General features: G+C 63.8%; 18 protein-coding genes. 11 read left to right on the top strand and 7 right to left on the bottom strand.

Features of this window, described 5'->3' with window-relative positions:
• Positions 1 to 32: 32 nt before the first annotated feature.
• From MF4836_RS18170 to MF4836_RS18160, 3 genes are read left to right on the top strand one after another with little or no spacing between them, the layout of a single operon-like run.
• Positions 33 to 1388, top strand: coding sequence for an ABC transporter substrate-binding protein (locus MF4836_RS18170; RefSeq protein WP_078471432.1), 1356 nt, complete (start codon positions 33 to 35; stop codon positions 1386 to 1388).
• Positions 1389 to 1391: 3 nt separating this feature from the next.
• Entirely contained in the window at positions 1392 to 2159 is a 768-nt protein-coding gene (locus MF4836_RS18165; protein WP_020300647.1) for an ABC transporter ATP-binding protein, read from the top strand.
• A gap of 13 nt (positions 2160 to 2172) precedes the next feature.
• Complete coding sequence (locus MF4836_RS18160; RefSeq protein ID WP_078471431.1) at positions 2173 to 3609, top strand: FAD/NAD(P)-binding protein; 1437 nt, start codon at positions 2173 to 2175, stop codon at positions 3607 to 3609.
• 3 nt (positions 3610 to 3612) lie between these two features.
• Here the strand turns inward: MF4836_RS18160 and MF4836_RS18155 are convergent, their stop codons facing one another.
• The 5 genes from MF4836_RS18155 to MF4836_RS18135 all read right to left on the bottom strand — a co-directional run bounded on the left by MF4836_RS18155 (position 3613) and on the right by MF4836_RS18135 (position 8666).
• On the bottom strand, positions 3613 to 4722 hold the full coding sequence (locus tag MF4836_RS18155; RefSeq protein ID WP_078471430.1) for a Gfo/Idh/MocA family protein: 1110 nt from the start codon (positions 4720 to 4722) through the stop codon (positions 3613 to 3615).
• Between the two features lie 271 nt (positions 4723 to 4993).
• Positions 4994 to 5761 (bottom strand): SDR family oxidoreductase, encoded by a 768-nt coding sequence (locus tag MF4836_RS18150; protein WP_020300650.1) that lies wholly within the window; start codon positions 5759 to 5761, stop codon positions 4994 to 4996.
• Between the two features lie 31 nt (positions 5762 to 5792).
• Positions 5793 to 6860, bottom strand: a complete 1068-nt coding sequence (locus tag MF4836_RS18145) for a phosphotransferase family protein (RefSeq protein ID WP_078471429.1) — start codon at positions 6858 to 6860, stop codon at positions 5793 to 5795.
• Positions 6861 to 7019: 159 nt separating this feature from the next.
• Positions 7020 to 7970: a 2-hydroxyacid dehydrogenase gene (locus tag MF4836_RS18140; RefSeq protein ID WP_078471428.1), complete on the bottom strand. Its 951-nt coding sequence runs from the start codon at positions 7968 to 7970 to the stop codon at positions 7020 to 7022.
• A 153-nt stretch (positions 7971 to 8123) separates the two neighbouring features.
• On the bottom strand, positions 8124 to 8666 hold the full coding sequence (locus MF4836_RS18135) for a cysteine hydrolase family protein (protein ID WP_078471427.1): 543 nt from the start codon (positions 8664 to 8666) through the stop codon (positions 8124 to 8126).
• A gap of 511 nt (positions 8667 to 9177) precedes the next feature.
• Between MF4836_RS18135 and MF4836_RS18130 the strand changes: the two genes are divergently transcribed.
• Together MF4836_RS18130 and MF4836_RS18125 are read left to right on the top strand one after the other, a co-directional pair.
• On the top strand, positions 9178 to 10458 hold the full coding sequence (locus MF4836_RS18130; protein ID WP_078471426.1) for a serine/threonine transporter: 1281 nt from the start codon (positions 9178 to 9180) through the stop codon (positions 10456 to 10458).
• A 169-nt stretch (positions 10459 to 10627) separates the two neighbouring features.
• Entirely contained in the window at positions 10628 to 12298 is a 1671-nt protein-coding gene (locus MF4836_RS18125) for a SulP family inorganic anion transporter (RefSeq protein ID WP_443217353.1), read from the top strand.
• 51 nt (positions 12299 to 12349) lie between these two features.
• Here the strand turns inward: MF4836_RS18125 and acnB are convergent, their stop codons facing one another.
• A complete protein-coding gene (gene acnB, locus MF4836_RS18120) occupies positions 12350 to 14950 on the bottom strand; it encodes a bifunctional aconitate hydratase 2/2-methylisocitrate dehydratase (protein ID WP_078471425.1) in 2601 nt (866 codons plus the stop codon).
• 408 nt (positions 14951 to 15358) lie between these two features.
• Here acnB and MF4836_RS18115 point away from each other — a divergent pair, with 408 nt between their 5' ends.
• Positions 15359 to 15829 (top strand): DUF1289 domain-containing protein, encoded by a 471-nt coding sequence (locus MF4836_RS18115; protein ID WP_078471424.1) that lies wholly within the window; start codon positions 15359 to 15361, stop codon positions 15827 to 15829.
• A gap of 189 nt (positions 15830 to 16018) precedes the next feature.
• Here the strand turns inward: MF4836_RS18115 and MF4836_RS18110 are convergent, their stop codons facing one another.
• Positions 16019 to 16882 (bottom strand): universal stress protein, encoded by an 864-nt coding sequence (locus MF4836_RS18110; RefSeq protein WP_078471423.1) that lies wholly within the window; start codon positions 16880 to 16882, stop codon positions 16019 to 16021.
• Between the two features lie 225 nt (positions 16883 to 17107).
• Between MF4836_RS18110 and MF4836_RS18105 the strand changes: the two genes are divergently transcribed.
• The 5 genes from MF4836_RS18105 to MF4836_RS18085 all read left to right on the top strand — a co-directional run bounded on the left by MF4836_RS18105 (position 17108) and on the right by MF4836_RS18085 (position 21526).
• A complete protein-coding gene (locus MF4836_RS18105; protein WP_078471422.1) occupies positions 17108 to 17713 on the top strand; it encodes a tRNA-(ms[2]io[6]A)-hydroxylase in 606 nt (201 codons plus the stop codon).
• A 175-nt stretch (positions 17714 to 17888) separates the two neighbouring features.
• Entirely contained in the window at positions 17889 to 18596 is a 708-nt protein-coding gene (locus MF4836_RS18100; protein WP_078471421.1) for a winged helix-turn-helix domain-containing protein, read from the top strand.
• Positions 18597 to 19883: an ATP-binding protein gene (locus MF4836_RS18095; RefSeq protein ID WP_078471420.1), complete on the top strand. Its 1287-nt coding sequence runs from the start codon at positions 18597 to 18599 to the stop codon at positions 19881 to 19883. It begins immediately after the preceding gene.
• 90 nt (positions 19884 to 19973) lie between these two features.
• A complete protein-coding gene (locus tag MF4836_RS18090; RefSeq protein ID WP_078471419.1) occupies positions 19974 to 21092 on the top strand; it encodes an AAA family ATPase in 1119 nt (372 codons plus the stop codon).
• Entirely contained in the window at positions 21089 to 21526 is a 438-nt protein-coding gene (locus tag MF4836_RS18085) for a bpX5 domain-containing protein (RefSeq protein ID WP_078471418.1), read from the top strand. The genes MF4836_RS18090 and MF4836_RS18085 overlap by 4 nt, the downstream gene beginning before the upstream one ends.
• Position 21527: the final 1 nt, after the last annotated feature.

The raw sequence follows: 21527 nt of genomic DNA, 5'->3' as shown, positions 1-21527 counted from the left end.
CCGTTCAACCCCTATTTCGTTAGAGAACCACTATGCGTGCATCCTTGAGAGCGACTTTCCTGAAACTCAGCCTGGCCCGCGCCGCCCTGGCGCTCGCGGCGTTTGCCAGTGTGGTGCCTGCGGCCCAGGCCGGTCCGGACCAGCAGTTTTTTCCCCTGGCCACCTACCGGGTCGGGGCGTATGCCTCCAGCGGCGTGCAGGTCTGGGCGGGGATGATCGACTACCTGAACTACATCAATCAGGTCGAAGGCGGGATCAACGGGGTCAAGCTGGTCTGGCAGGAATGCGAGACCGAATGGACGGCAGAGAAGGGCATCGAATGTTATGAGCGCTTCAAGAAAGGCCTGGATGGGGCGCCGGTCGCGGTCTACCAGCCCAACGGCGCACCGGCGGCCTATGCCTTGAGTGAGCGCGCGGAGGTCGACAAGATCCCGCTGATCACCCTCGGTTACGGGCGCACCGAGGCCACCGACGGCACGGTGTTCCCCTATAACTTCCCGGTGATGCTGACCTTCTACAGCGAAGCCTCGACCCTGGTGAACTACATCGCCCAGCGCGAAGGGGGCTTCGACAAGCTCAAGGGCAAGAAGATCGCCACCGTCTACCACGACTCGGCCTATGGCCGCGAAACCCTCGGCCCGCTGAAATTGCTGGCGCAGAAATACGGCTTCGAGAATATCCAGATCCCGGTTGCCGATCCGGGCAACGAGCAGTCGGCGCAGTGGCGGCAGGTCCGTCAGTTGAACCCGGACTGGGTGTTCCTGCGTACCTGGGGCGTGTCGACCCCGGTGGCGGTGAAGACCGCGGCGCGCTTCGGCTTTCCGGTGGACCATATCGTCGGCGATATCTGGGCCAGTTCCAGCGAAGACGTACTGCCGGCCGGCGCGGCGGCCAAGGGCTACCTGGCCTTGACCCCGTACCCGGCGGGCAGCGATTTCGAGATCCACAAGCGCCTCAAGCAGTCCATCCTCGACCCGGGCAAGAGTGATCTCAAGGACCTGAAAAACTTCGGCAGCGTCTACTACAACTCCGGGCTGGTGAATGCCGCCGTGGCGGTCGAGGCGATCCGCACCGCCCAGGGCAAGTTCGGCAAGCGCCCGCTCAACGGCGAGGAAGGGCGCTGGGGCCTGGAACATCTGAATATCGACGATGCGCGGCTCAAGGCCATGGGTTACCTGGGTCTGATGCAGAACCTCAAGCTCTCTTGCCGTGACCACGAAGGCGGCGGTTCGGCCCGGGTGCAGCAGTGGGACGGCAGCCAGTGGACCCTGGTCAGCGAATGGATCGCCGCCGATCGCGCTTTGCTGCGGCCGCTGATCGACGAAAAGTCGGCCGCCTTCGCCAAGGAAAAAAACCTCACGCCGCGCACCTGCACTGGGGATGAATAAGCCATGAGCCACGCCGCCAGCGCCGTTTCGAGCGACCCGCTGTTACAGGTCCGGGACATTGAAGTGATCTACGACGGCGCGATTCTGGCCGTGGCCGGGGTCTCCCTGAGTGTGCCCAGGGGCGGCATCGTTGCCTTGCTCGGGGCCAACGGCGCGGGCAAGAGCACCACGCTCAAGGCCATCTCCGGGCTGGTGCGGGCCGAGCGCGCGGAGGTCAGCCGGGGCAGCATCGAGTTTCTCGGCCGCGACACTGCGGGCGTCGACCCCAGCCACCGGGTGCGCCAGGGCATGGTCCATGTGCTGGAGGGGCGCCATGTGTTCCCGCAGTTGACGGTGGAAGACAACTTGCGCAGCGGCGGGTTTGTCCGGGGCCTGAGCCGGCGCGAACTGGCTCAGGACCTGGAGCGGATCTACGCCTGGTTCCCGCGCCTGAAAACCAAACGCAAGACCCAGGCCGGCCTGACCTCCGGCGGCGAACAGCAGATGGTCGCCATCGGCCGCGCGCTGATGACCCGTCCTACTTTGGTACTGCTCGACGAACCGTCCATGGGTTTGGCGCCTATTATCGTCCAGGAGATTTTCCAGATCGTCGCCCAGCTCAATCGCGAGGCGCAGGTGAGCTTTCTGATCGCCGAGCAAAACATTAATGTGGCGCTCAAATATGCTTCCAGTGCCTACGTGCTCGACACCGGGCGCGTGGTGCTGTCGGGCAGCGCCGACGAGTTGCTGGCCCGTGGCGACCTGCATGATTTCTACCTAGGTAAACACTGACCGTGAGAACCCCATGAGCGAACCACACAACGCCCAGGTCCACCCCGAGACCGGCAGCGCCGATATCCTGATTGTCGGTGGCGGGCTCAGCGGAGCCTTGCTCGCCGGGCAGCTGTTGCGCTTGCCGGGACGGCGCCGGGTGGTGGTGCTCGAGTCGCGCAGCGAGCTGGGGCGCGGCGAGGCCTACAGCGCGGTGGAGTTGGGCCATACCCTGAACGGCAATGCTGCGCGCATGAGTGTCGACCCGGACAACGCCGATGACCTGACCCAATGGCTGACCCGCTACCTGGCGGACGGCGGCTGGCCCGAGGCGCACGAGCAAGGGGTGCCGATCAGCGAGTTGTTTCCGCCACGGGGCCTTTTCGGCCTGTATGCCCAGCAATGGCTGGCCCAGGCCGAAGCGCTCGGCGCGCGCGAGGGATCGACCGTGCGCCATGTCCGAGGCGAAGTGGTGGACCTTGAGATCGATGCCGACGGCACGCTGCTGACCCTGGCCGATGGACGCCAACTGCGAGGCGCCTATGGGGTGCTGGCCACCGGCATGTTTCCCGCCGCGCGCACGCCGCAGACCGAATCCAGTGGCTTGAATGCAGCGGCGCTGGACCCCTGGGATGTGCAGGCCATGGCCCGGCTGGACCCGCAGGCGAGGGTGCTGATCATCGGCTCCGGGTTGACCATGGTCGATGCCGTGGTGTCCCTGGAACAGGCCGGGCATCGCGGGCCGATCGAGGTGTTTTCCCGCCATGGCCTGTTGCCCCATGTCCGTCGCCAGCCGCCGGTGTGGGAAGACTTCCTGGCCCGGGATCCGGGTATTCGCAGCCCCCGGCAATTGCTGCGCGAGCTGCGCCGTCAATGTAGGGCGGCAATTGCCCAGGGGATTGACTGGCAGGCACCTTTGGACACGGTGCGTGCCCATATCGGCCGCCTGTGGAGCCAGGCCAGCGACCGCCAGCGCCGCCAGTTCGTGCGCCATGTACGGCCCTGGTGGGAGAGCCATCACCATCGCTCGCCACCCTTGAGCGCCGAGCTGGTGGCGCGCCTGCATGAGCAGGGCCGGTTGCGGATCCACGCGGCGTCGTTCCAGGGCCTGGAGCCTGGAGCGGGTGGGCGCCTGGCAATTCGCATCCGCCGCCGTGGGGAGTCGCACACCACCCAGGTGCCGGGTGATGCGCTGATCAACTCCAGCGGTATCGAATACGACTGGCGCCGGGTGGCGCGCGCGCTGCCCCGGCAATTGCTGGCCCGGGGCCTGATCCAGCCCGGCCCGCTGGCCCTGGGGATTGCCGCCGACCCCGGTGGCGCGGTGCTGGATGCCCAGGGGCAGGTGTCCAGTCGCCTATTCGCCATGGGCCCGCCACTGCGTGGCCTGTGGTGGGAAAGTACCGCCGTGACCGACGTCGCCCTGCAGGCCAAGCACCTGGCGGCACGCCTGGCCGCGCTGCCCCTGTAGCCGCTACGGCAGGCTGACCCAGCGTTGTTCCAGGGCCGCTAGGCGGATGGCCGTGGCCAGGCGCTCGACTTCCCAGGCCTCCTGGAAGTCGGTGCCGCCCAGGCCCTGGCCGGCTACGGCCATCAGCAGCTCGTGAACCTCCAGGGTCTTCAGTTCGTTGTAACCCAACTGGTGGCCGGGAGCGGGGCTGAAGGCGGCGTAGCCGGGCAGGTCGGGGCCGGCCAGCAGGCGCTGGAATCCTGCTTCGCCGGCACGGTACAGCCGCAGTTCGTTGAGTCGTTCCTGGTCGAAGGCCAGGGTGCCGCGAGTGCCGCTGATCTCGAAGCTCAGGTGGTTTTTGTAGCCATGCTTGAGCCAACTGCTGCTGAACGTCCCCCGGGCGCCGTTGGCGAAACGCAACAGGGCGTGGGCCTGATCGTCCACGGCAATCGGCCGTTGTTCCTGGCTGCCGTTGCTGGCCGGGCGCTGGCGGTGCACGGTCTGGGTGTCGGCGCATACGGCGCTGACCGGGCCCATCAGGTAGCGGGCCATGGCCAGCAGGTGGCTGCCAAGGTCGGCCAGGGCGCCGCCGGCGTGCTGCGGGTCGCAGCGCCAGGACCAGGGCGAAGCCGAGTCGGCCATGAAGTCTTCGCTGAACTCACCCTGGAAGCTGAGCAACTGCCCCAGTTCGCCAACCTCGATCAGCTCGCGAGCGCGGACGATCATCGGGTTGTGCTGGTAGTTGTAGCCGACCCGAGTCACCACGCCAGCAGCCTTGGCCGCCTGCTGCATCTGTTCGGCCTGCTCGACGCTGACTGCCAGCGGCTTTTCGCAATACACCGCTTTGCCGGCCGCCAGCGCAGCCATCGCCATGGGGAAGTGCAGGTGGTTGGGGGTGGTGATGGCCACCAGGTGCACCTTGGGGTTGGCGATCAACTGCTGCCAGTCGCCGTGGGCCCGCTCAAAACCCCAGGCCGCCGCGCAGTGTTCGGCCCGCTGGCAATCGGCATCGGCCAGGGCGGCCAGGTGCAGACGCATGGGCAATTCGAACACCGCGCTTACATGACGAAACGCCAAGGCGTGGGCCCGGCCCATAAAGCCGGTGCCGATCAGACCAATTCCAAGCTCATGCATAGCCGCGCCCTTCAGAATTTTTATTTTAAGAAGGGCTATTTATGGAATAAATATTCGCTAATTGCAATCCGTGGAATAAAAATTCACACGCGCCAGTAACCGCTGCCGAGCCCGCGAGGCTGCAACAGGCGCCATTGCATTTCAGTGTGATTGGGTTGTTCGGGAGGGCCAGCGCAGCCTAGCGGCAGCGGTTACAAGTGCTAGGCTGCGCTGGCCGCAACAGGCGCCATGGTCTTTCAGATGGAGTCGTGTCGTCCGACAGCAGACGAACTCAGGAAAGGAACCCGCCATCCACATTCAAGGCCACGCCGGTGGTGTAGCTGGAGGCATCGCTGGCCAGGTACAGCACGGCGCCGGCCATTTCGCTGGGGTCGGCCACGCGCTTGAGGGGGATTTGCGCCAGTGCGGTCTTGAGGATGGCGTCATTCTTCACCAGGGCCGAGGCGAATTTGGTGTCGGTCAGGCCCGGCAGCAGGGCGTTGCAACGGATGCCGAACTGCGCGCACTCCTTGGCGAAGACCTTGGTCATGTTGATCACCGCAGCCTTGGTCACCGAATAGATGCCCTGGAAGATCCCCGGCGATATGCCATTGATCGACGCCACGTTGATGATGCTGCCGCCACCGTTGTCGCGCATCAGCTTGCCGGCTTCCACCGACATGAAGAAATAGCCGCGAATGTTCACGTCGACGGTTTTCTGGAACGCGCCCAGGTCGGTGTCCAGCACGTTGCAGAACTGCGGGTTGGTGGCCGCGTTGTTGACCAGGATGTCCAGGCGCCCGAATTGCTCGCGAATGCCGGCGAAAACCTGGCTGATCTGCTCCATTTCCCCGATATGGCAGGCAATCGCCGTGGCCTTGCCGCCGTCGGCAATGATGGCGTCGGCCACGTGCTGGCAACCTTCGAGCTTGCGGCTCGACACAATCACGTGGGCACCTTGCTGGGCCAGAAGCTTGGCGATGGCTTCACCGATACCGCGGCTGGCGCCGGAAACGAAAGCGATCTTGCCATCGAGGTCGAACAACTGGGTCTTGGACATGGTTATTCCTTGTTGTAGGCGAGGGGCGCCATCAGAGGCTGGATTTCTGGATGACTTGCAGGCTCATCTGCTCCAGCAGTTTGTTCATGTGAATGAACTGCGCGAAGCGTTTGTCCTGGGTCTGACCGTGGAAGAAGCGGTAGTAGATCTGCTGCACGATGCCCGCCAGGCGGAACAGGCCGTAGGTGTAATAGAAGTCGAAGTTGCCAATCTCGATGCCTGAGCGCTCGGCGTAGTAATCGACGAACTGCTGGCGGGTCAGCATGCCCGGGGCGTTGCTCGGTTGCCGGCGCATCAGTTGCACTGCTGGTGGGTCGCCGGCTTCGATCCAGTAGGCCAGGGTGTTGCCCAGGTCCATCAGCGGATCGCCGAGGGTGGTCAGCTCCCAGTCGAGCACGCCGATGATCTGCATCGGGTTGGCGGGGTCGAGGATCACGTTGTCGAAGCGGTAGTCGTTATGCACGATGCTCGAGGTCGGGTGGTCGGCCGGCATCTTGTCGTTGAGCCAGGCTTTCACCGCTTCCCATTTCGGCGCGTCCGGGGTCAGGGCTTTCTCGTAGCGGTCGCTCCAGCCGCCGATCTGGCGTTTGACATAGCCTTCGGGCTTGCCCAGGTCGGCCAGGCCGCAGGCGTTGTAGTCCACGCGATGCAGTTCGACGAACTTGTCGATAAAGCTCTTGCACAGGGCTTGGGTCTGGTTCGCGTCCAGGCCCAGCTCCGGCGGCAGGTCCGAGCGCAGGATGATGCCCTTGACCCGTTCCATCACATAGAACTCGGCGCCGATCAGCGACTCATCGGTGCAGTGCACATAGGCTTTGGGGCAGTAGGGGAAACCGTCTTTGAGCTGATTGAGAATGCGGTACTCGCGGCCCATGTCATGGGCCGACTTGGCCTTGTGGCCGAAGGGCGGGCGGCGCAGGACGAACTCCTGTTCCGGGTATTCCAGCAAGTAGGTGAGGTTCGAAGCGCCGCCCGGAAACTGGCTGATCTGCGGTGTACCGCTAAGGCCTGGAATATGCGCCTTGAGGTACGGATCGATCAGGTTGGCATCAAGTTCTTCGCCGGAACGAGTACGGGTGGACTGGTCAGTAAGCGCCATGCTTATCCCTTCTGCTTATTCTGGAGGCCAGAGATTATTGGCTAATCTAATGCGCACACCGGGCCGCCACAATCGTGGCGGGCCTTTATAGGTGAGCGTGTTGCCGGGCAATCATTGCTTTTGATACAAGCGTTTGAAAACCCCAGGCCTGACTCTAGTTCAGTTCGGCGCAGGCAGGGTGAGGGGCGTCAGCAAGGGTTGGCCGGAGAAGTAGGCCCGCAGGTTTTTACCGACCATTTCCACAGTGTCGCGGGCGGCTTCCGGCGAATGGCCGGCGACATGGGGCGTCAGCACCACGTTGTGCAGCCCCTTCAACTCCTCGGGAACCTGGGGCTCGTGATCGAACACATCGAGGGCCGCGCCGGCGATGCTGCGCTGCTCCAGGGCGTGCAGCAGGGCGGCGGTATCGACCACGCTGGCGCGGGCGATGTTCACCAGAAAACCATCGGGCCCGAGGGCCGCCAGCACCTGTTTGTCGATCAACTGCCGGGTGTCGGTGCCGCCCGGGGTGGCGATGACCAGGTAATCCGATTGGCGCGCCAGCTCGGCCGGGGTTTCGCAATAGTGGTAGGGCAGGTCGGTGCGCGGCCGGCGGTTGTGGTAGCTCACGCTCATGTCAAAGCCCAGGGCGCAGCGTTTGGCGATGGCCAGGCCCACCGCGCCCAGGCCGAGAATCCCCAGGCGTTTGCCGGCCAGGGACGGGCGCATGACCTTGGGCCATTCGCCACGGCGCACAGCGGCATCGGCCCGGGGAATGTCACGCACCAGGCTCAGCAGCAGCGCCAGGGCATGGTCGGCCACCGACGAGGCGTTGACTCCGGCGCCATTGGTCACGGCAATTCCGCGGTTGCTGGCGGCCTGCAGGTCGACCTGTTCATAACCGGCGCCGATCACGCAGATGATTTCCAGGTGCGGCAAGGCGGCGATTTCTTCGGCATGCAGGCCCAGCGGACCACGGGTCAGCACGGCGTTGATCTGCCCGGCATGGGTCTTGATGGCTTGGGCGCGCTCACTGGGCGTGGGTGCGAGGATCAGGTGAAAGCCTTGGGCTTCGAGAATTGGCAGGTATTCGTTGATGGTTTCAACCAGGACCAGAACAGTGGCGGGCATGGCGGGTTCCTGAGGCGGAGGACAGGGCGCTCAAGAGTGCTGGTTGGAGGGGCTTTTGGCAATCGCCGTCGGTGCGCAAAGGTTCAGGCCAGAGGCCTCGCAATCAGGTCTTGAGGAAAAGCCCGCCAGGGCGGCGGGCTGATCAGGGTGGCGTCAGAACGCGATATCCACGGTGTTTTCCAGGCGTACGAAGGCACCGTTGAGGGTGGCGTTGTGGTGATCGATGATCGCCTTGGCCGTCAGCACGGGAGTGTCCATGCAAGTGTGGGCATCGGCTACCAGCACGGGCGCAAAACCCAGGTCTGCGGCGGCGCGGCAGGTGCTGTCGATGCAGTATTGAGTCTTCATGCCGACGATCACCAGTTGGCCGATGTCGGCAGCGTGCAGGCGCTCGGCCAGTTCGGTGCCGAAGAAGCAGTTGGGGCGGGTCTTGTCGAACAGGGTGTCGTGTTGCTCATCCAGCTCCAGTGTCGGCAGCAACTGCCACAACGGGCTGCCGGCATGAATGGGCGACTCGGCCGGGCCGGTGTGGCGCACGGCGAAGATCGGCACGCCGGCCTGGCGGGCGCGGCGGATCAGTTGGTTGATGTTTTCCAGTACGCGTTCGCGTTCGAAAGGTTTGTCCGGGCCGTTGAACAGTCCGACTTGCATGTCGACGACCAGCAGGGCGGGGCGCTTGGCTTGGGCTGATGGCATGGTGTTTCTCCTTGAAAGCCAGCTGGACGGAGAAACAAAAGGCCCCGTCCATCGCTGGCGGGGCCTTGGTGTCACTGCGCTGTATTCAACTCTCGCAGCCACCATCCGACCCGCCGAAGGCAGTCGTGGTGGTGGAGGTGGGGTTGAGCGCGTAAATATTCATGGGGTCCGATCATGCCGTCGTCGCCCCAGGGCTGTCAACGTCGCGCGCGCCATTCACACTGGTCCCTGTAGCCGCTGCCGAGCCCGCGAGGCTGCGCTGGTCGGAGCGGGCGCCGTGGAGTGTCAGGTATGGACACGTTGCTGCTGATGGCCAGCGTCCGAACGCGGCCCGAGCCGTCGGCAGCGGCTATAGCCATGCCGGCAAATACACCGTTCCTCAGCTAAGTCTTTGCTTCTGTTACCGAATCCCGGACAATCGCGCCCCTGTTTCGACCAGGGCGCTGCCTGTCGGGTTTTCCGACTCGTCCTGGCCGAGTGGCAAATGACCGGAATGCGGAGATCCGACCGGATGAATGATCAGGCCAATAGCGTTGATCAACGCTTTGAAGCGGCAGCCCCAGCGACCCTCAGTCGCTGGGATCGCCATGACACCACCTGGATGCTGGGCCTGTTCGGCACCGCCATCGGTGCGGGTACCCTGTTTCTGCCCATCAACGCGGGCCTGGGCGGTTTCTGGCCGCTGCTGATCCTGGCGCTGCTGGCATTCCCCATGACTTTCTACGCCCACCGGGGCCTGACCCGCTTCGTGCTTTCCGGGCGTGACGGTGCGGACATCACTGACGTGGTGGAAGAGCATTTCGGGCTCACCGCCGGCGCATTGATCACGCTCCTGTACTTCCTCGCGATCTTCCCGATCCTGCTGATCTACAGCGTGGCCCTGACCAATACCGTCGACAGCTTCATGACCCACCAGCTGCACATCGCGCCGCCGCCCCGGGCGATCCTGGCCCTGCTGCTGATTTTTGGCCTGCTGGCGGTGGTGCGCTGTGGCGAGCAGGTGATCGTCAAGGCCATGAGCCTGATGGTCTATCCGTTCATCGTTGCCTTGCTGTTCCTGGCGGTGTTCCTGATCCCGCACTGGAATGGCGGCATCCTCGCCACCGTCAGCGATGTCCCCGCGCCTTCGGCCTTCCTGCATACCCTGTGGCTGGCGATTCCGGTGATGGTGTTTTCGTTCAACCATTCGCCGATCATCTCGGCCTTTGCCGTGGACCAGAAGCGCCGCTATGGCGAACACGCCGAACAGCGCAGCTCGCAGATCCTGTCCCGCGCCCACCTGTTGATGGTGGGCATGGTGCTGTTCTTCGTCTTCAGTTGCGTGCTGACCCTGTCGCCGGCGCAACTGGCCGAAGCCAAGGTCCAGAACCTGTCGATCCTGTCCTACCTGGCCAACCACTTCAACAACCCGACCATCGAATTCGCCGCGCCGTTGATTGCGTTCGTGGCCATTGCCAAGTCCTTCCTCGGCCACTACATCGGTGCCAGCGAAGGCCTCAAGGGCCTGATCGGCAAGAGCGGCCGGCGCCCGGGATCGAAAACCCTGGACCGGGTCACCGCCGCTTTCATGCTGGTGATCTGCTGGGCCGTGGCGACCCTCAACCCGAGCATCCTGACGATGATCGAGACCATGGGCGGCCCGGTGATCGCGACGATCCTGTTCCTGATGCCGATGTACGCCATCCACAAGGTGCCGGCCATGGCTCGTTATCGCGGTCAGGCTTCCAATGTCTTCGTGACCCTGGTCGGCCTGGTGGCGATCTCGGCGCTGGTGTATTCCCTGAGCGTCTGATCTGCCGAGCTCCACTGACCGCCCCGGGTTGCCGCCCGGGGCGGTTTTTTTTGCCTGGAACAAGGCGCGACATAGGCACGCTCGCCGAGATATCTGATTGATATCAAGAGTCTTGCCGCGATAGCGACTAAGCTTGGGGGCCACGATCGACCTCCAGGATTGCATCGCCTTGCCGTCTCCCGAACTCCCTGTTGTCCAGCGTCCGGAACGCTCCCGTGACCTGCTGGCCGGCCTGTCCATTGCCGGCCTGTTACTGCCCGAGGCGGTTGCCTATTCGAGCATCGCCGCCTTGCCGCCCCAGGCCGGGGTGATTGCCCTGTTTGCCGGCCTGCTGTGTTATGGCCTGCTGGGTAACAGCCGGTTTGCGATTGTCTCCGCGACCTCTTCTTCCGCGGCCGTGCTCGCGGCGGCGACCCTGTCTCTGGCCGGCGGTGACAGTGCCTTGCGCATGAGCCTGGCGTTTGCGCTGGTGCTGTTGACCGGCGGCTTCTTCGTCCTGGCCGGATTGTTCCGCCTGGGCGGGGTCACGGCCTTTATCGCCAAGCCGGTGCTGCGCGGCTTTGCCTTCGGCCTGGCCCTGACCATCGTCATGAAGCAGGTGGCCAGCGTGGTCGGGGTCCACCTCACGGACCCCAACCTGGTGCGGTTCCTGCCGCAGTTGCTGGAGCAACTGCCGCAGTGGAACTGGGCCGGCGCCGCCGTGGCGCTCACCGCGTTGCTGGTGCTTTGGCTGTGCGGGCGGATTCGCTACCTGCCGGGCGGGTTGCTGGTGGTAATCCTCGGCATCGCCGCCGGGCAGTGGCTGGACCTCGAGGCCCACGGGGTCAAGCTGATCGGGGTGATTGAACTCAAGCTGGAAGTGCCGAACCTGCCGGTGCTGCCGTTTGCCGACTGGTTGCGCCTGGGGGAGCTGGGCTTTGCCATGGTGATGATCCTGTATGCCGAGTCCTATGGCTCCATCAGCTCATTTGCCCTGAAGCACGGCGACCGGGTGTCGTCCAACCGAGACCTGCTGGCCCTGGGCGCGTCCAACCTGCTCTCGGGGCTGTTTCACGGGATGCCGGTCGGCGCCGGTTATTCCGCGACCTCGGCCAACGAAGCTGCCGGCGCCACCTCGCGCCTGGCGGGGCTGACGGCGGCACTGGTGATGCTGGTGATCGTGCTGACGGTATTGCCCTATATCGCCCTGACCCCGGAGCCGGTGCTGGCGGCGATCGTGATTCACGCCCTGGGGCGAGGCCTGAGTCTGGAGCCCCTGGGGCGTTATTTCATCTGGCGTCGCGACCGGCTGCTGGTGATCTGCGCGGTGGCCGCGGTGTTGGTGCTGGGGGTGCTGGACGGCCTGCTGATGGCGGTCGGGGTGAGTATCGTGCTGATGCTGCGCCAGCTTTCGGGGGCGGATATCCAGATTCTCGGGCAGTTGGGCAGCGGGCATGATTTTGTCGACCTCAATCGCCATCCCCAGGCCCGGCAAGTCCCCGGGGTGTTGATCCTGCGGCCGAGCGAGGCGTTGTTCTTTGCCAACGCGGAACGGATCCTGGGCGGTGCGCTACGGCTGATCCGGCATGCCGAGGCGCCGGTGCACACGGTGGTGCTGAGCCTGGAGGAATCCCCCAACCTGGACGGCACCAGTATCGAGGTCCTGGACGATTTCTTTCTGCGGGTCAGCCAGGAACACAAGGGCCTGGCCCTGGCCCGGGTCAAGCACAGGGCGCGGGCCGCCTTGCTTGCGCTGCCTTCGACCGAGGCCCTCGGGGTGCTGATCAGCGGCACCAGTGTCGATGACACGGTGCAGGCGGCGCTCAATCTCCGGCCCGCCGAGGACAAATCCCAGGCATAAAAAAACGCCGCGTATTGTGGAATACGCGGCGTTCTTCAGTGCTTTACAACGTTAGGCTTGGATCACCGGAATGTTGGCATTCGCGGCAGCCTCACGGAATTCGGCGATCTGGTCAAAACTCAGGTAGCGATACACATCGCTGGCCATGGTGTTGATCTGAGCGGCGTATTCCATGTACTCCTCGACGGTCGGCAGGCGACCCAGGATCGAAGCCACCGACGCCAGCTCGGCCGAAGCCAGGTAGACGTTCGCGCCATCACCCAGACGGTTCGGGAAGTTACGGGTCGAAGTCGACACAACGGTCGAGTTCGGCTCTACGCGTGCCTGGTTACCCATGCACAGCGAGCAGCCCGGCATTTCCATGCGCGCGCCAGCCTTGCCGTAGATGCCGTAGTAGCCTTCTTCGGTCAGTTGGTGAGCGTCCATCTTGGTCGGCGGCGACAGCCACAGACGGGTTGGCAGCTGGCCCTTGACCTGATCCAGCAGCTTACCGGCAGCGCGGAAGTGACCGATGTTGGTCATGCACGAACCGATGAACACTTCGTCGATCTTCTCGCCAGCAACGCTGGACAGCAGACGGGCGTCGTCCGGGTCGTTCGGCGCGCAGAGCACAGGCTCCTTGATTTCAGCCAGGTCGATTTCGATGACTTCGGCGTATTCGGCGTCGGCATCAGCCACCATCAGCTCAGGGTTGGCGATCCAGGCTTCCATCGCTTGAGCACGACGTTCCAGGGTCCGCGCATCGCCGTAGCCTTCGCCGATCATCCAGCGCAGCAGGGTGATGTTGGAGCTCAGGTACTCGGTGATCGACTCTTTCGACAGCTTGATGGTGCAACCGGCAGCCGAACGTTCGGCCGAGGCGTCGGACAGCTCGAAGGCTTGTTCGATGCTCAGGTTGTCCAGGCCTTCGATTTCCAGGATGCGGCCGGAGAAGGCGTTCTTCTTGCCTTTCTTTTCTACGGTCAGCAGGCCAGCCTGGATCGCGTAGTAAGGAATGGCGTGAACCAGGTCACGCAGGGTGATACCCGGTTGCATTTCGCCCTTGAAGCGCACCAGGATCGATTCCGGCATGTCCAGTGGCATAACACCCGTGGCGGCGGCGAACGCTACCAGGCCGGAACCGGCCGGGAACGAGATGCCCATCGGGAAACGGGTGTGGGAGTCACCACCGGTGCCGACGGTGTCCGGCAGCAGCATGCGGTTCAGCCAGCTGTGGATGATGCCGTCGCCTGGACGCAGCGATACACCGCCACGGGTCATGATGAAGTCAGGCAGGGTGTGGTGGGTGGTCACGTCGATCGGCTTTGGATAGGCCGCGGTGTGGCAGAACGACTGCATCACCAGATCGGTGGAGAAGCCCAGGCACGCCAGGTCTTTCAGTTCGTCACGGGTCATTGGACCGGTGGTGTCCTGGGAGCCGACGGTGGTCATTTTCGGTTCGCAGTAAGTACCAGGACGAACGCCTGCTACGCCGCACGCCTTGCCGACCATTTTCTGCGCCAGGGTGAAACCCTTGGTGCTTTCAGCCGGTGCTTCAGGCTTCTTGAACAGGTCCGACGGTGGCAGACCCAATTCGGTACGGGCTTTCTCGGTCAGGCCACGGCCGATGATCAGCGGGATACGGCCGCCGGCACGAACTTCGTCCAACAGGACCGGGGTCTTCATTTCGAAGGTGGTCAGGACTTCATCGGTGCCGTGTTTGCAGACTTTGCCAGCATGGGGGTACAGGTCGATCACGTCGCCCATGTTCATGTTGGTAACGTCGAACTCGATAGGCAGTGCGCCGGCATCTTCCATGGTGTTGTAGAAGATGGGAGCGATCTTGCTGCCGAAGCAGAAGCCGCCAGCGCGCTTGTTCGGCACGTAAGGAACGTCGTCGCCGAAGAACCACAGTACGGAGTTGGTGGCCGACTTACGCGACGAACCGGTACCGACCACGTCACCGACGTAGGCGATCGGGAAGCCTTGGCCGCGCATTTCTTCGATCTGCTTCATCGGGCCGGTCTTGCCTTGCTCGTCCGGCACGATGCCTTCGCGAGCCATTTTCAGCATGGCCAGGGCGTGCAGCGGGATGTCAGGGCGGGACCAGGCATCCGGGGCAGGGGACAGGTCGTCGGTGTTGGTTTCGCCGGTGACCTTGAACACGCGCAGGCTGATCTTGTCGGCCAGGGTTGGGCGGTTCTTGAACCACTCGCCGTCGGCCCAGGACTGGATCACGGCTTTGGCGTGCTGGTTGCCGGCCTTGGCTTTTTCAGCCACGTCGTGGAACGCATCGAACATCAGCAGGGTGTGCTTGAGTTGGGCGGCAGCGACCGGCGCCAGCTCGGCGTCGTCCAGCAGTTCGACCAGGGTCACGATGTTGTAGCCGCCTTGCATGGTGCCGAGCAGTTCAACAGCGCGTTTCTTGTCGATCAGAGGGGAAGTGGCTTCGCCCTTGGCCAGGGCAGACAGGAAACCGGCCTTGACGTAAGCAGCTTCGTCAACGCCTGGTGGAATGCGGTTGGTGATCAGGTCAACGAGGAATTCTTCTTCGCCAGCCGGAGGATTTTTCAGCAGCTCGACCAGGCCTGCGGTTTGTTCGGCGTTAAGCGGCTGGGGAACGATACCCAGGGCTGCACGCTCTTCGATATGTTTGCGGTAGGCTTCAAGCACAGTTATTACCCTCATCAGTGGTCCCAAATGGGTGTCCGGGACGCTCATCCCGAAATTGCCGTACTCATGCGCTGCGTGGCGTTGTGGGCCACTTAGCCAGAATTACCGACAATTCCTTACAGAAGCTGCTTTCAAAGTTTTACGCCTGCAGAACGGGGAGCTGATGAGGGTTGGCGTTGGGCTTTTCCCCGCTGGAAAAACCCTTCGCCAACACCGTTCTGAAGGAACGACTGTGCTCGTGACGCTTTGAAAACAGCTTCAAACGGACATTGGCGCCTAAAAAGGCTGGCTGATTCTACGGGAAAAAAAATTTAAAGGTAAGTTAGGCCCCGAAGTTTGAGGGGTGATCAATGTTAGACAAAGGGCTAACATGCGCTCCTGTTTTGCTTTTCCGCGTACTCCCTACCTATGCCCAATCAGACTATCAAGACTCCCTGCGTCGGCCTCTGCTCCACTGTCTACGGTGATTTGGTGTGCCGTGGCTGCAAGCGCTTCCACCATGAAGTGATTCACTGGAATGGCTACAACGAGGAAGAAAAACGCGCGGTGTGGCTGCGTCTGGAACAGCTGCTGGTGCAGGTGATGGCCGGCAAACTGGAGATTTTCGACGCCCAGCGCCTGCGCGGGCAGCTGGAGGCGCGCAAGATCCGCTTTGTGCCGCACCAGTCGCAATACTGCTGGGCCTACCAGTTGATCGCCCGTGGGGCGCGGGTCATCAGCCAGCTGGATGCCTACGGGATGGTGTTGCTGCCGGAGTTCCGCGACTGGAGCCTGCCGGAACTGCGCGATGCCATTGATCGGGAATTCTTCCTGTTGTCGGAAGCCCACTACCAGCGCTACATCGCGCCGGGGTTTCTCAAGGACGCATTTGGCGCCTGAGTGAACACCTGTGGCGAGGGGATTTGCTGTGGCGAGGGAGCTTGCTCCCGCTGGCCTGTGCAACAGGCCCCAACCCTGTCACGTCAAGCTGCCTGACCCACCGCCGCGCCCTCATTTACGGCCGCTGCGCGCCCGTGCGGGAGCGAGCTCCCTCGCCACAAGAGCGCAATGCCCGCGCTAACAGGCTTTTCAGCCCTTGGCCGCCAACTCCTCCAGGTGGTCCATCATTTCCTGCGGCTTGAGCACCAGCACGTCGCTTTCCAGGGAATCGAGCACCACTTCCGCGGTATTGCCGATCAGGGCGCCCGACAGCCCGGTGCGTGCCACGGTGCCGATGATGGTCACCGCCGCCTGCAACTGGTGGGCGGTGTGGGGGATCAGCACATCCGCCGGGCCTTCTTCGATATGCAGGTGCGCGTCGTCGATGTCGAATTCGGCCTGGAACGCCTTGCACTGCTCGCGGTAGCGCGCCTCGATGGTTTCCTTGAGTTGGAACACCGGGTCGGCCGCCGACAGCATGGGCGAGGGGTGGGCGCTGATCACATGCAGCCGGGCCTTGGCCAGGCTGGCGATGTCGAAGCCGTGGTCGACGATGCTGTTGTGCAGGGCGCGGTGTTCGCCGTCGGTGTTGCCGACGTCGATGGCCGCCAGGATCACCTGGCCGGCCCAGGGCTTGGAGGTCTTGACCAGCAGCACCGGGGTCGGGCAGTAGCGCAGAAGCTTCCAGTCGGCAGGGGTGAGCAGGGCCTTTTTCAGCGGGTTGTCGGCAAAGTGCTGCTTGATCACCAGGCCACAGCCCTCGGCCTGCTGCACGTCGATGATGGTCTGGTGCAGGCTGTCATTCCAGGCCTGCTCGGTGGTCACGCTGTAGCCCTCGCTCGACAGGCTGCTCTTGAGCACGCTGAGCAGCGCCGAATGCTCGTGCTTTTTATCGCAGACCAGCAGGTGCAGGTGGGCCTGGGTCACCCCGGCGATCAGCTTGGCGCGCTTGAGCGCGAGGCTTTCGGAATGCTCGGGCTCGATAACCACCAGGATGCTGCGGATGGCTTGCATGTCGGGATCTCCAGAAGGGATGAGGGCGTGCCTGCACAACTATAGTTGCTGCGCACCGGGCAGGATGTTGATGCACATCAAGCGGCGCGACTGGTGGTCTGTGGCGCGGCCGGTATAATCGGCGCCCTTCGCCGTGAACCTTTTGTCCGTGAGCCTCATGTTATTGACCCGTGATATTGCCGCCGCCCTGCCTTGTGAGTCCTTTGCCCCGCTGGAAATGCAGCTATGAGTCTGCCGGAAATTCACGAGTTCCTCGGCTGCCGCACCCCGGATGGCTGGGTCCAGGCCGCGCTGGCGGATCAGGAAACCCTGCTCATCGACCACAAGAACTGCGAGTTCAAGGCCGCCAGCACCGCCCTGAGCCTGATCGCCAAGTACCACTCCCATGTCGACCTGATCAACCTGATGTCGCGCCTGGCGCGTGAAGAGCTGGTGCACCACGAGCAGGTCATGCGCCTGATGAAAAAGCGCAAGATCGAGCTGCGCCAGCTGTCGGCCGGGCGTTATGCCTCGGGCCTGCGCAAGGTGGTGCGCAGCCACGAGCCGGTAAAGCTGGTGGACACCCTGGTGGTCGGGGCCTTTATCGAAGCTCGCAGCTGCGAGCGTTTCGAGGCCCTGGTGCCGCACCTGGACGAAGAGTTGGGCACGTTCTATTTCGGCCTGCTCAAGAGCGAGGCCCGGCACTTCCAGGGTTACCTGAAGCTGGCCTACCAGTACGGTGACGCCAAGGACATCGCCCAGGTCATCGAGCGGGTGCGCGCGGCGGAGCAGGAACTGATCGAGTCGCCGGACGTCGAGTTCCGCTTCCACAGCGGCGTGCCTACTCTGTAAAACGGATCGGGTCCGTGTAAAAAAACAGGCAAATTGTAAAAAACTCTTAAAAGAATGAAAGTTCGCGCAAAGCCGGCCGCAATGGCCGGTTTTTGCGTATTGGCGTAGCCGTGGATTCACCTGTTGGGCCCTATAATGCGCGCACTGAAAATGGGCGGGTCGCAGACGGGTACTTATGGATAACCTGGGTCTTGGCAAAGTATTGCTGGTGGAGGATGACGAAAAGCTCGCCGGGCTGATCGCGCACTTCCTTTGCCAGCACGGATTTGAAGTCCGCACCGTGCATCGCGGCGACGTGGCGCTGGCCGCGTTCCTTGAGTTCAAGCCGAAAATCGTCGTCCTCGACCTGATGCTGCCGGGGCAGAGCGGGCTGCACGTGTGCCGGGAAATCCGCGCGGTGTCCGACACCCCGATCGTGATCCTCACCGCCAAGGAAGATGACCTGGACCACATCCTGGGTCTGGAGTCCGGCGCCGACGATTATGTGATCAAGCCGATCAAGCCGCCGGTGCTGCTGGCTCGCCTGCGCGCCCTGCAACGGCGCCAGGTGCCCGAGGCGCCGGCGCGCGGCAACTTGGAGTTCGGCAGCCTGAGCATCGATCGCAGTTGCCGCGAAGTGCGCCTTGAAGGCGAAGGGATCGAGCTGACCACCATGGAGTTCGAACTGCTGTGGCTGCTGGCCAGCTCGGCGGGCAAGATCCTGTCGCGGGACGACATTCTCAACCGCATGCGCGGGATCGCCTTCGACGGCCTCAACCGCAGCGTCGACGTCTATATCAGCAAGCTGCGGGCCAAGCTCAAGGACAACCCGCGCGAGCCGCTGTGCATCAAGACCATCTGGGGCAAGGGCTATCTGTTCAATCCGTTCGCGTGGGAGCTTTAGATGCTGCGGCTTTTCCTGGGCTTGTACATTGTCCTGGCCATTGGTTTTGCCGGGGCCATCACGGCGGTCGACCATATCTTCACCACGGTGCTCAGTGACCCGCTGGAAGCCTATAACCGTGATGCGGTACGCGGCCCGGCCTACAGCCTGACGGAGAAACTGCGGCCCTACGACAGCCAGGGGCGCGAGCAGCAACTGGAACAGCTCAAGCCGCACTATGGCTTGCAATTGAAGCTGGTGCAGGCCGCTGAACTGGGCCTCAGCGCCCGGGAGCAGGCGCTGCTGGACAGCAACCAGCTGGTGGTGCGCCAGACCTTCACCGAGTTCATCGCCAACATCGACGGCGGCCCGCAGCTGCTGAGCATCAAGCTGCCGGAAGAACCCTCGCTGACCATCCTCTACACCATCGCCGCCTATGCCTTGCTCGGCGCGTTGGTGGGCATCGTCCTGTACTTCTGGGTGCGCCCGCACTGGCGGGACCTGGAGCAGCTGCGGCTGGCCGCCGAGCGTTTTGGCAACAACGACCTGGGCACGCGCCTGCACCTGTCGCGGCGCTCGAACATCCGTGACCTGGCCGAGCACTTCAACCGCATGGCCGGGCGCATCGAGGGCCTGATCGCCAACCAGCGCGAGCTGACCAACGCGGTGTCCCACGAGCTGCGCACGCCGATTGCCCGGTTGTCCTTTGAACTCGACCAGCTCCGGCAGCAACCCGACCCCCGGGAAAACCGCGAGCTGATCGCCGATATGTACTCGGACCTCGGCGAGCTGGAGGAAATGGTTTCCGAGCTGCTGACCTATGCCAGCCTCGAACGCGGGGCCACGGTGATCAAGCGCGAAGATATCCAGGCCCACAGTTGGCTCGACAGTGTGGTGGGCAGTGTTGCCCTGGAGGCCGAGGCGGCCGGGGTGCAACTGCGGGTTCGCACCTGCCAGGTCGATTCGATCCGCATCGAGCCACGGTTTATGGCGCGGGCCGTGATCAACCTGCTGCGCAACGCGATTCGCTATGCCGAACAGCGGGTCGAGGTGTCGCTGGTGCGCCAGGGCGACGGTTATGAAGTGCGGGTCAACGACGACGGGCCCGGGGTGCCGATCGACGGGCGGGAGAAGGTCTTTGAACCCTTTTCCCGCCTCGATGCCAGCCGCGATCGGCGCACCGGCGGCTTTGGCCTGGGCCTGGCTCTGGTGCGGCGGGTCTCGCAATCCCATGGCGGGCATGTCGAAGTCGGTGATTCGGAGTGGGGCGGTGCCTCGTTCCGCATGACCTGGGCCCATCTGGAATAAGGCGCCGCCCGACGCCCCGGCGCAATGCGCGCTTTGCGATCAGGGGCGGATCAGGCAGAATCCTGCGCTTTGATTTCAGGGAAGACAGTGATGATCGCCTCATTGCAGAGCGCCGCGGCGCAGGTTCGAAGCGCGGTCCGGGTCGCCACTGAAGGCCTGGTAGGCCGTGAGCAACTGGCCGAGCTGATTGTGCTGGCCGCCGTCGCCCAGGAGCACCTGCTGGTGATCGGCCCGCCGGGCACTGCGAAAAGCGCCGTGGTGCGGCGTGTCGCCCAGTCCATGGGCGGGCGCTACTTCGAATACCTGCTGGGCCGGTTCACCGAGCCTTCGGAGCTGTTTGGCGCGGTCGACCTGAAAAAACTGCGTGAAGGTACGGTCGAGACCGATGTCAGCGGCATGCTGCCCGAGGCCGATATCGTGTTTCTTGATGAGGTGTTCCTCGGCTCCACGGCCATTCTCAACACCCTGCTCGGGGTGCTCAACGAGCGGCGTTTCCGCCGTGGCCACACCCAGATCCAGTGCCCGTTGCGGGTCTGTGTCGGCGCCGCCAACGGCCTGCCGGACGACGAGGCCCTGGCCGCGTTCGGCGACCGCTTCCTGCTGCACCTGTTTGTCGAATCGGTGCCGGACAACCAGCTCGAAGCCATGCTCAGCGGCGGTTGGCAGTCCGAGCAGCGTCCGGTTCAGCAATTACTGGGGCTGAGCCAGCTCGACACCCTGAGCCAGGCGCTGAAAAGCGTCGACCTCGACCAGGCGCGGCCACTGCTGGCCACGGCCATCCGCCGTCTGCGCGAAGCGGGCATTGCCCTGTCCGACCGGCGCATCGTCAAGTCCCAGCGCCTGATCGCCGCCGCCGCGCTGTTGAGCCGCCGCACCCAGGCCACCGACGCCGACCTGTGGCCGCTGCTCTACGTGCTGCCGACCCAGGAAACCCAGCAACGCGGGCGCGAAGTGCTGCGCGAGCTGTTTGCCGCGTCGAGCAACAGCCATCTGTTCAGCGCGGTGGAGGAGGCGACCTTGCAGCCGCTGTCGCGGGTCAATCGTCTGCAGGAAACCGCCCTCGAACTGTTGCAGCGCCCGCTGGCCGATCACGCCGCCGTGGAAAGCCTGCTGCGGGAAATCGACGCCAATTTCGACAGCGCCACCTTGCCCGAGCCGTTGCAAGGCCTGCGGGGCCAATTGGCCAGCCAGTTGTCTGGCGGCGCATGACGCAAGCGCCTGGATTGAGCTGGAACTGGCAGCCCCGGGCCGAGCCGGTTGTCGCCCGCGCGGCGGTGGCCTGGGGCGATGTCGCCCGGCGCCTGCACGCCCGACTGCAACAGCTGCCGGCCCCCCAGGCCGCGCGGCTGCAAGCGACGGCCAATGCCCAGGTACTGCTGGTGCTGGGCGAAGAGGCCGATCTGCCGTGGATCGAAGGCTTGCAATACGCCGCGCCCGACCCTGAGGCTCCGCAGCTCTGGCTGCCGACCCACTACCAGCCCGACGTGCCGCCAGCGTTGCTGGCTCAGGCGTTGCTGGCGCGTTGTTCATCGACGCCGCTGCTGCTCTGGCACCAGCCGAAGGCGCTGATCCCCCGGCACCGACAACTGCCGGTCAGCGCGCAACACCTGGCGCGAATCGCCGCCTACTGGGCGGAGCCCTGAC

Origin of the sequence: Pseudomonas sp. MF4836 (genome assembly GCF_002018875.1) — a bacterium.
In the GTDB taxonomy this organism is placed as follows: Bacteria; Pseudomonadota; Gammaproteobacteria; order Pseudomonadales; family Pseudomonadaceae; genus Aquipseudomonas.
This window is presented reverse-complemented; position numbering and strand designations above follow the sequence as displayed.

Bases quoted from the DNA above. Each gene is read 5' to 3' on its own strand.
- MF4836_RS18170 (WP_078471432.1), top strand. From the start codon at position 33: ATGCGTGCATCCTTGAGAGCGACTTTCCTGAAACTCAGCCTGGCCCGC.
- MF4836_RS18165 (WP_020300647.1), top strand. From the start codon at position 1,392: ATGAGCCACGCCGCCAGCGCCGTTTCGAGCGACCCGCTGTTACAGGTC.
- MF4836_RS18160 (WP_078471431.1), top strand. From the start codon at position 2,173: ATGAGCGAACCACACAACGCCCAGGTCCACCCCGAGACCGGCAGCGCC.
- MF4836_RS18155 (WP_078471430.1), bottom strand. From the start codon at position 4,722: ATGCATGAGCTTGGAATTGGTCTGATCGGCACCGGCTTTATGGGCCGG.
- MF4836_RS18150 (WP_020300650.1), bottom strand. From the start codon at position 5,761: ATGTCCAAGACCCAGTTGTTCGACCTCGATGGCAAGATCGCTTTCGTT.
- MF4836_RS18145 (WP_078471429.1), bottom strand. From the start codon at position 6,860: ATGGCGCTTACTGACCAGTCCACCCGTACTCGTTCCGGCGAAGAACTT.
- MF4836_RS18140 (WP_078471428.1), bottom strand. From the start codon at position 7,970: ATGCCCGCCACTGTTCTGGTCCTGGTTGAAACCATCAACGAATACCTG.
- MF4836_RS18135 (WP_078471427.1), bottom strand. From the start codon at position 8,666: ATGCCATCAGCCCAAGCCAAGCGCCCCGCCCTGCTGGTCGTCGACATG.
- MF4836_RS18130 (WP_078471426.1), top strand. From the start codon at position 9,178: ATGAATGATCAGGCCAATAGCGTTGATCAACGCTTTGAAGCGGCAGCC.
- MF4836_RS18115 (WP_078471424.1), top strand. From the start codon at position 15,359: ATGCCCAATCAGACTATCAAGACTCCCTGCGTCGGCCTCTGCTCCACT.
- MF4836_RS18110 (WP_078471423.1), bottom strand. From the start codon at position 16,882: ATGCAAGCCATCCGCAGCATCCTGGTGGTTATCGAGCCCGAGCATTCC.
- MF4836_RS18105 (WP_078471422.1), top strand. From the start codon at position 17,108: ATGAGTCTGCCGGAAATTCACGAGTTCCTCGGCTGCCGCACCCCGGAT.
- MF4836_RS18100 (WP_078471421.1), top strand. From the start codon at position 17,889: ATGGATAACCTGGGTCTTGGCAAAGTATTGCTGGTGGAGGATGACGAA.
- MF4836_RS18095 (WP_078471420.1), top strand. From the start codon at position 18,597: ATGCTGCGGCTTTTCCTGGGCTTGTACATTGTCCTGGCCATTGGTTTT.
- MF4836_RS18090 (WP_078471419.1), top strand. From the start codon at position 19,974: ATGATCGCCTCATTGCAGAGCGCCGCGGCGCAGGTTCGAAGCGCGGTC.
- MF4836_RS18085 (WP_078471418.1), top strand. From the start codon at position 21,089: ATGACGCAAGCGCCTGGATTGAGCTGGAACTGGCAGCCCCGGGCCGAG.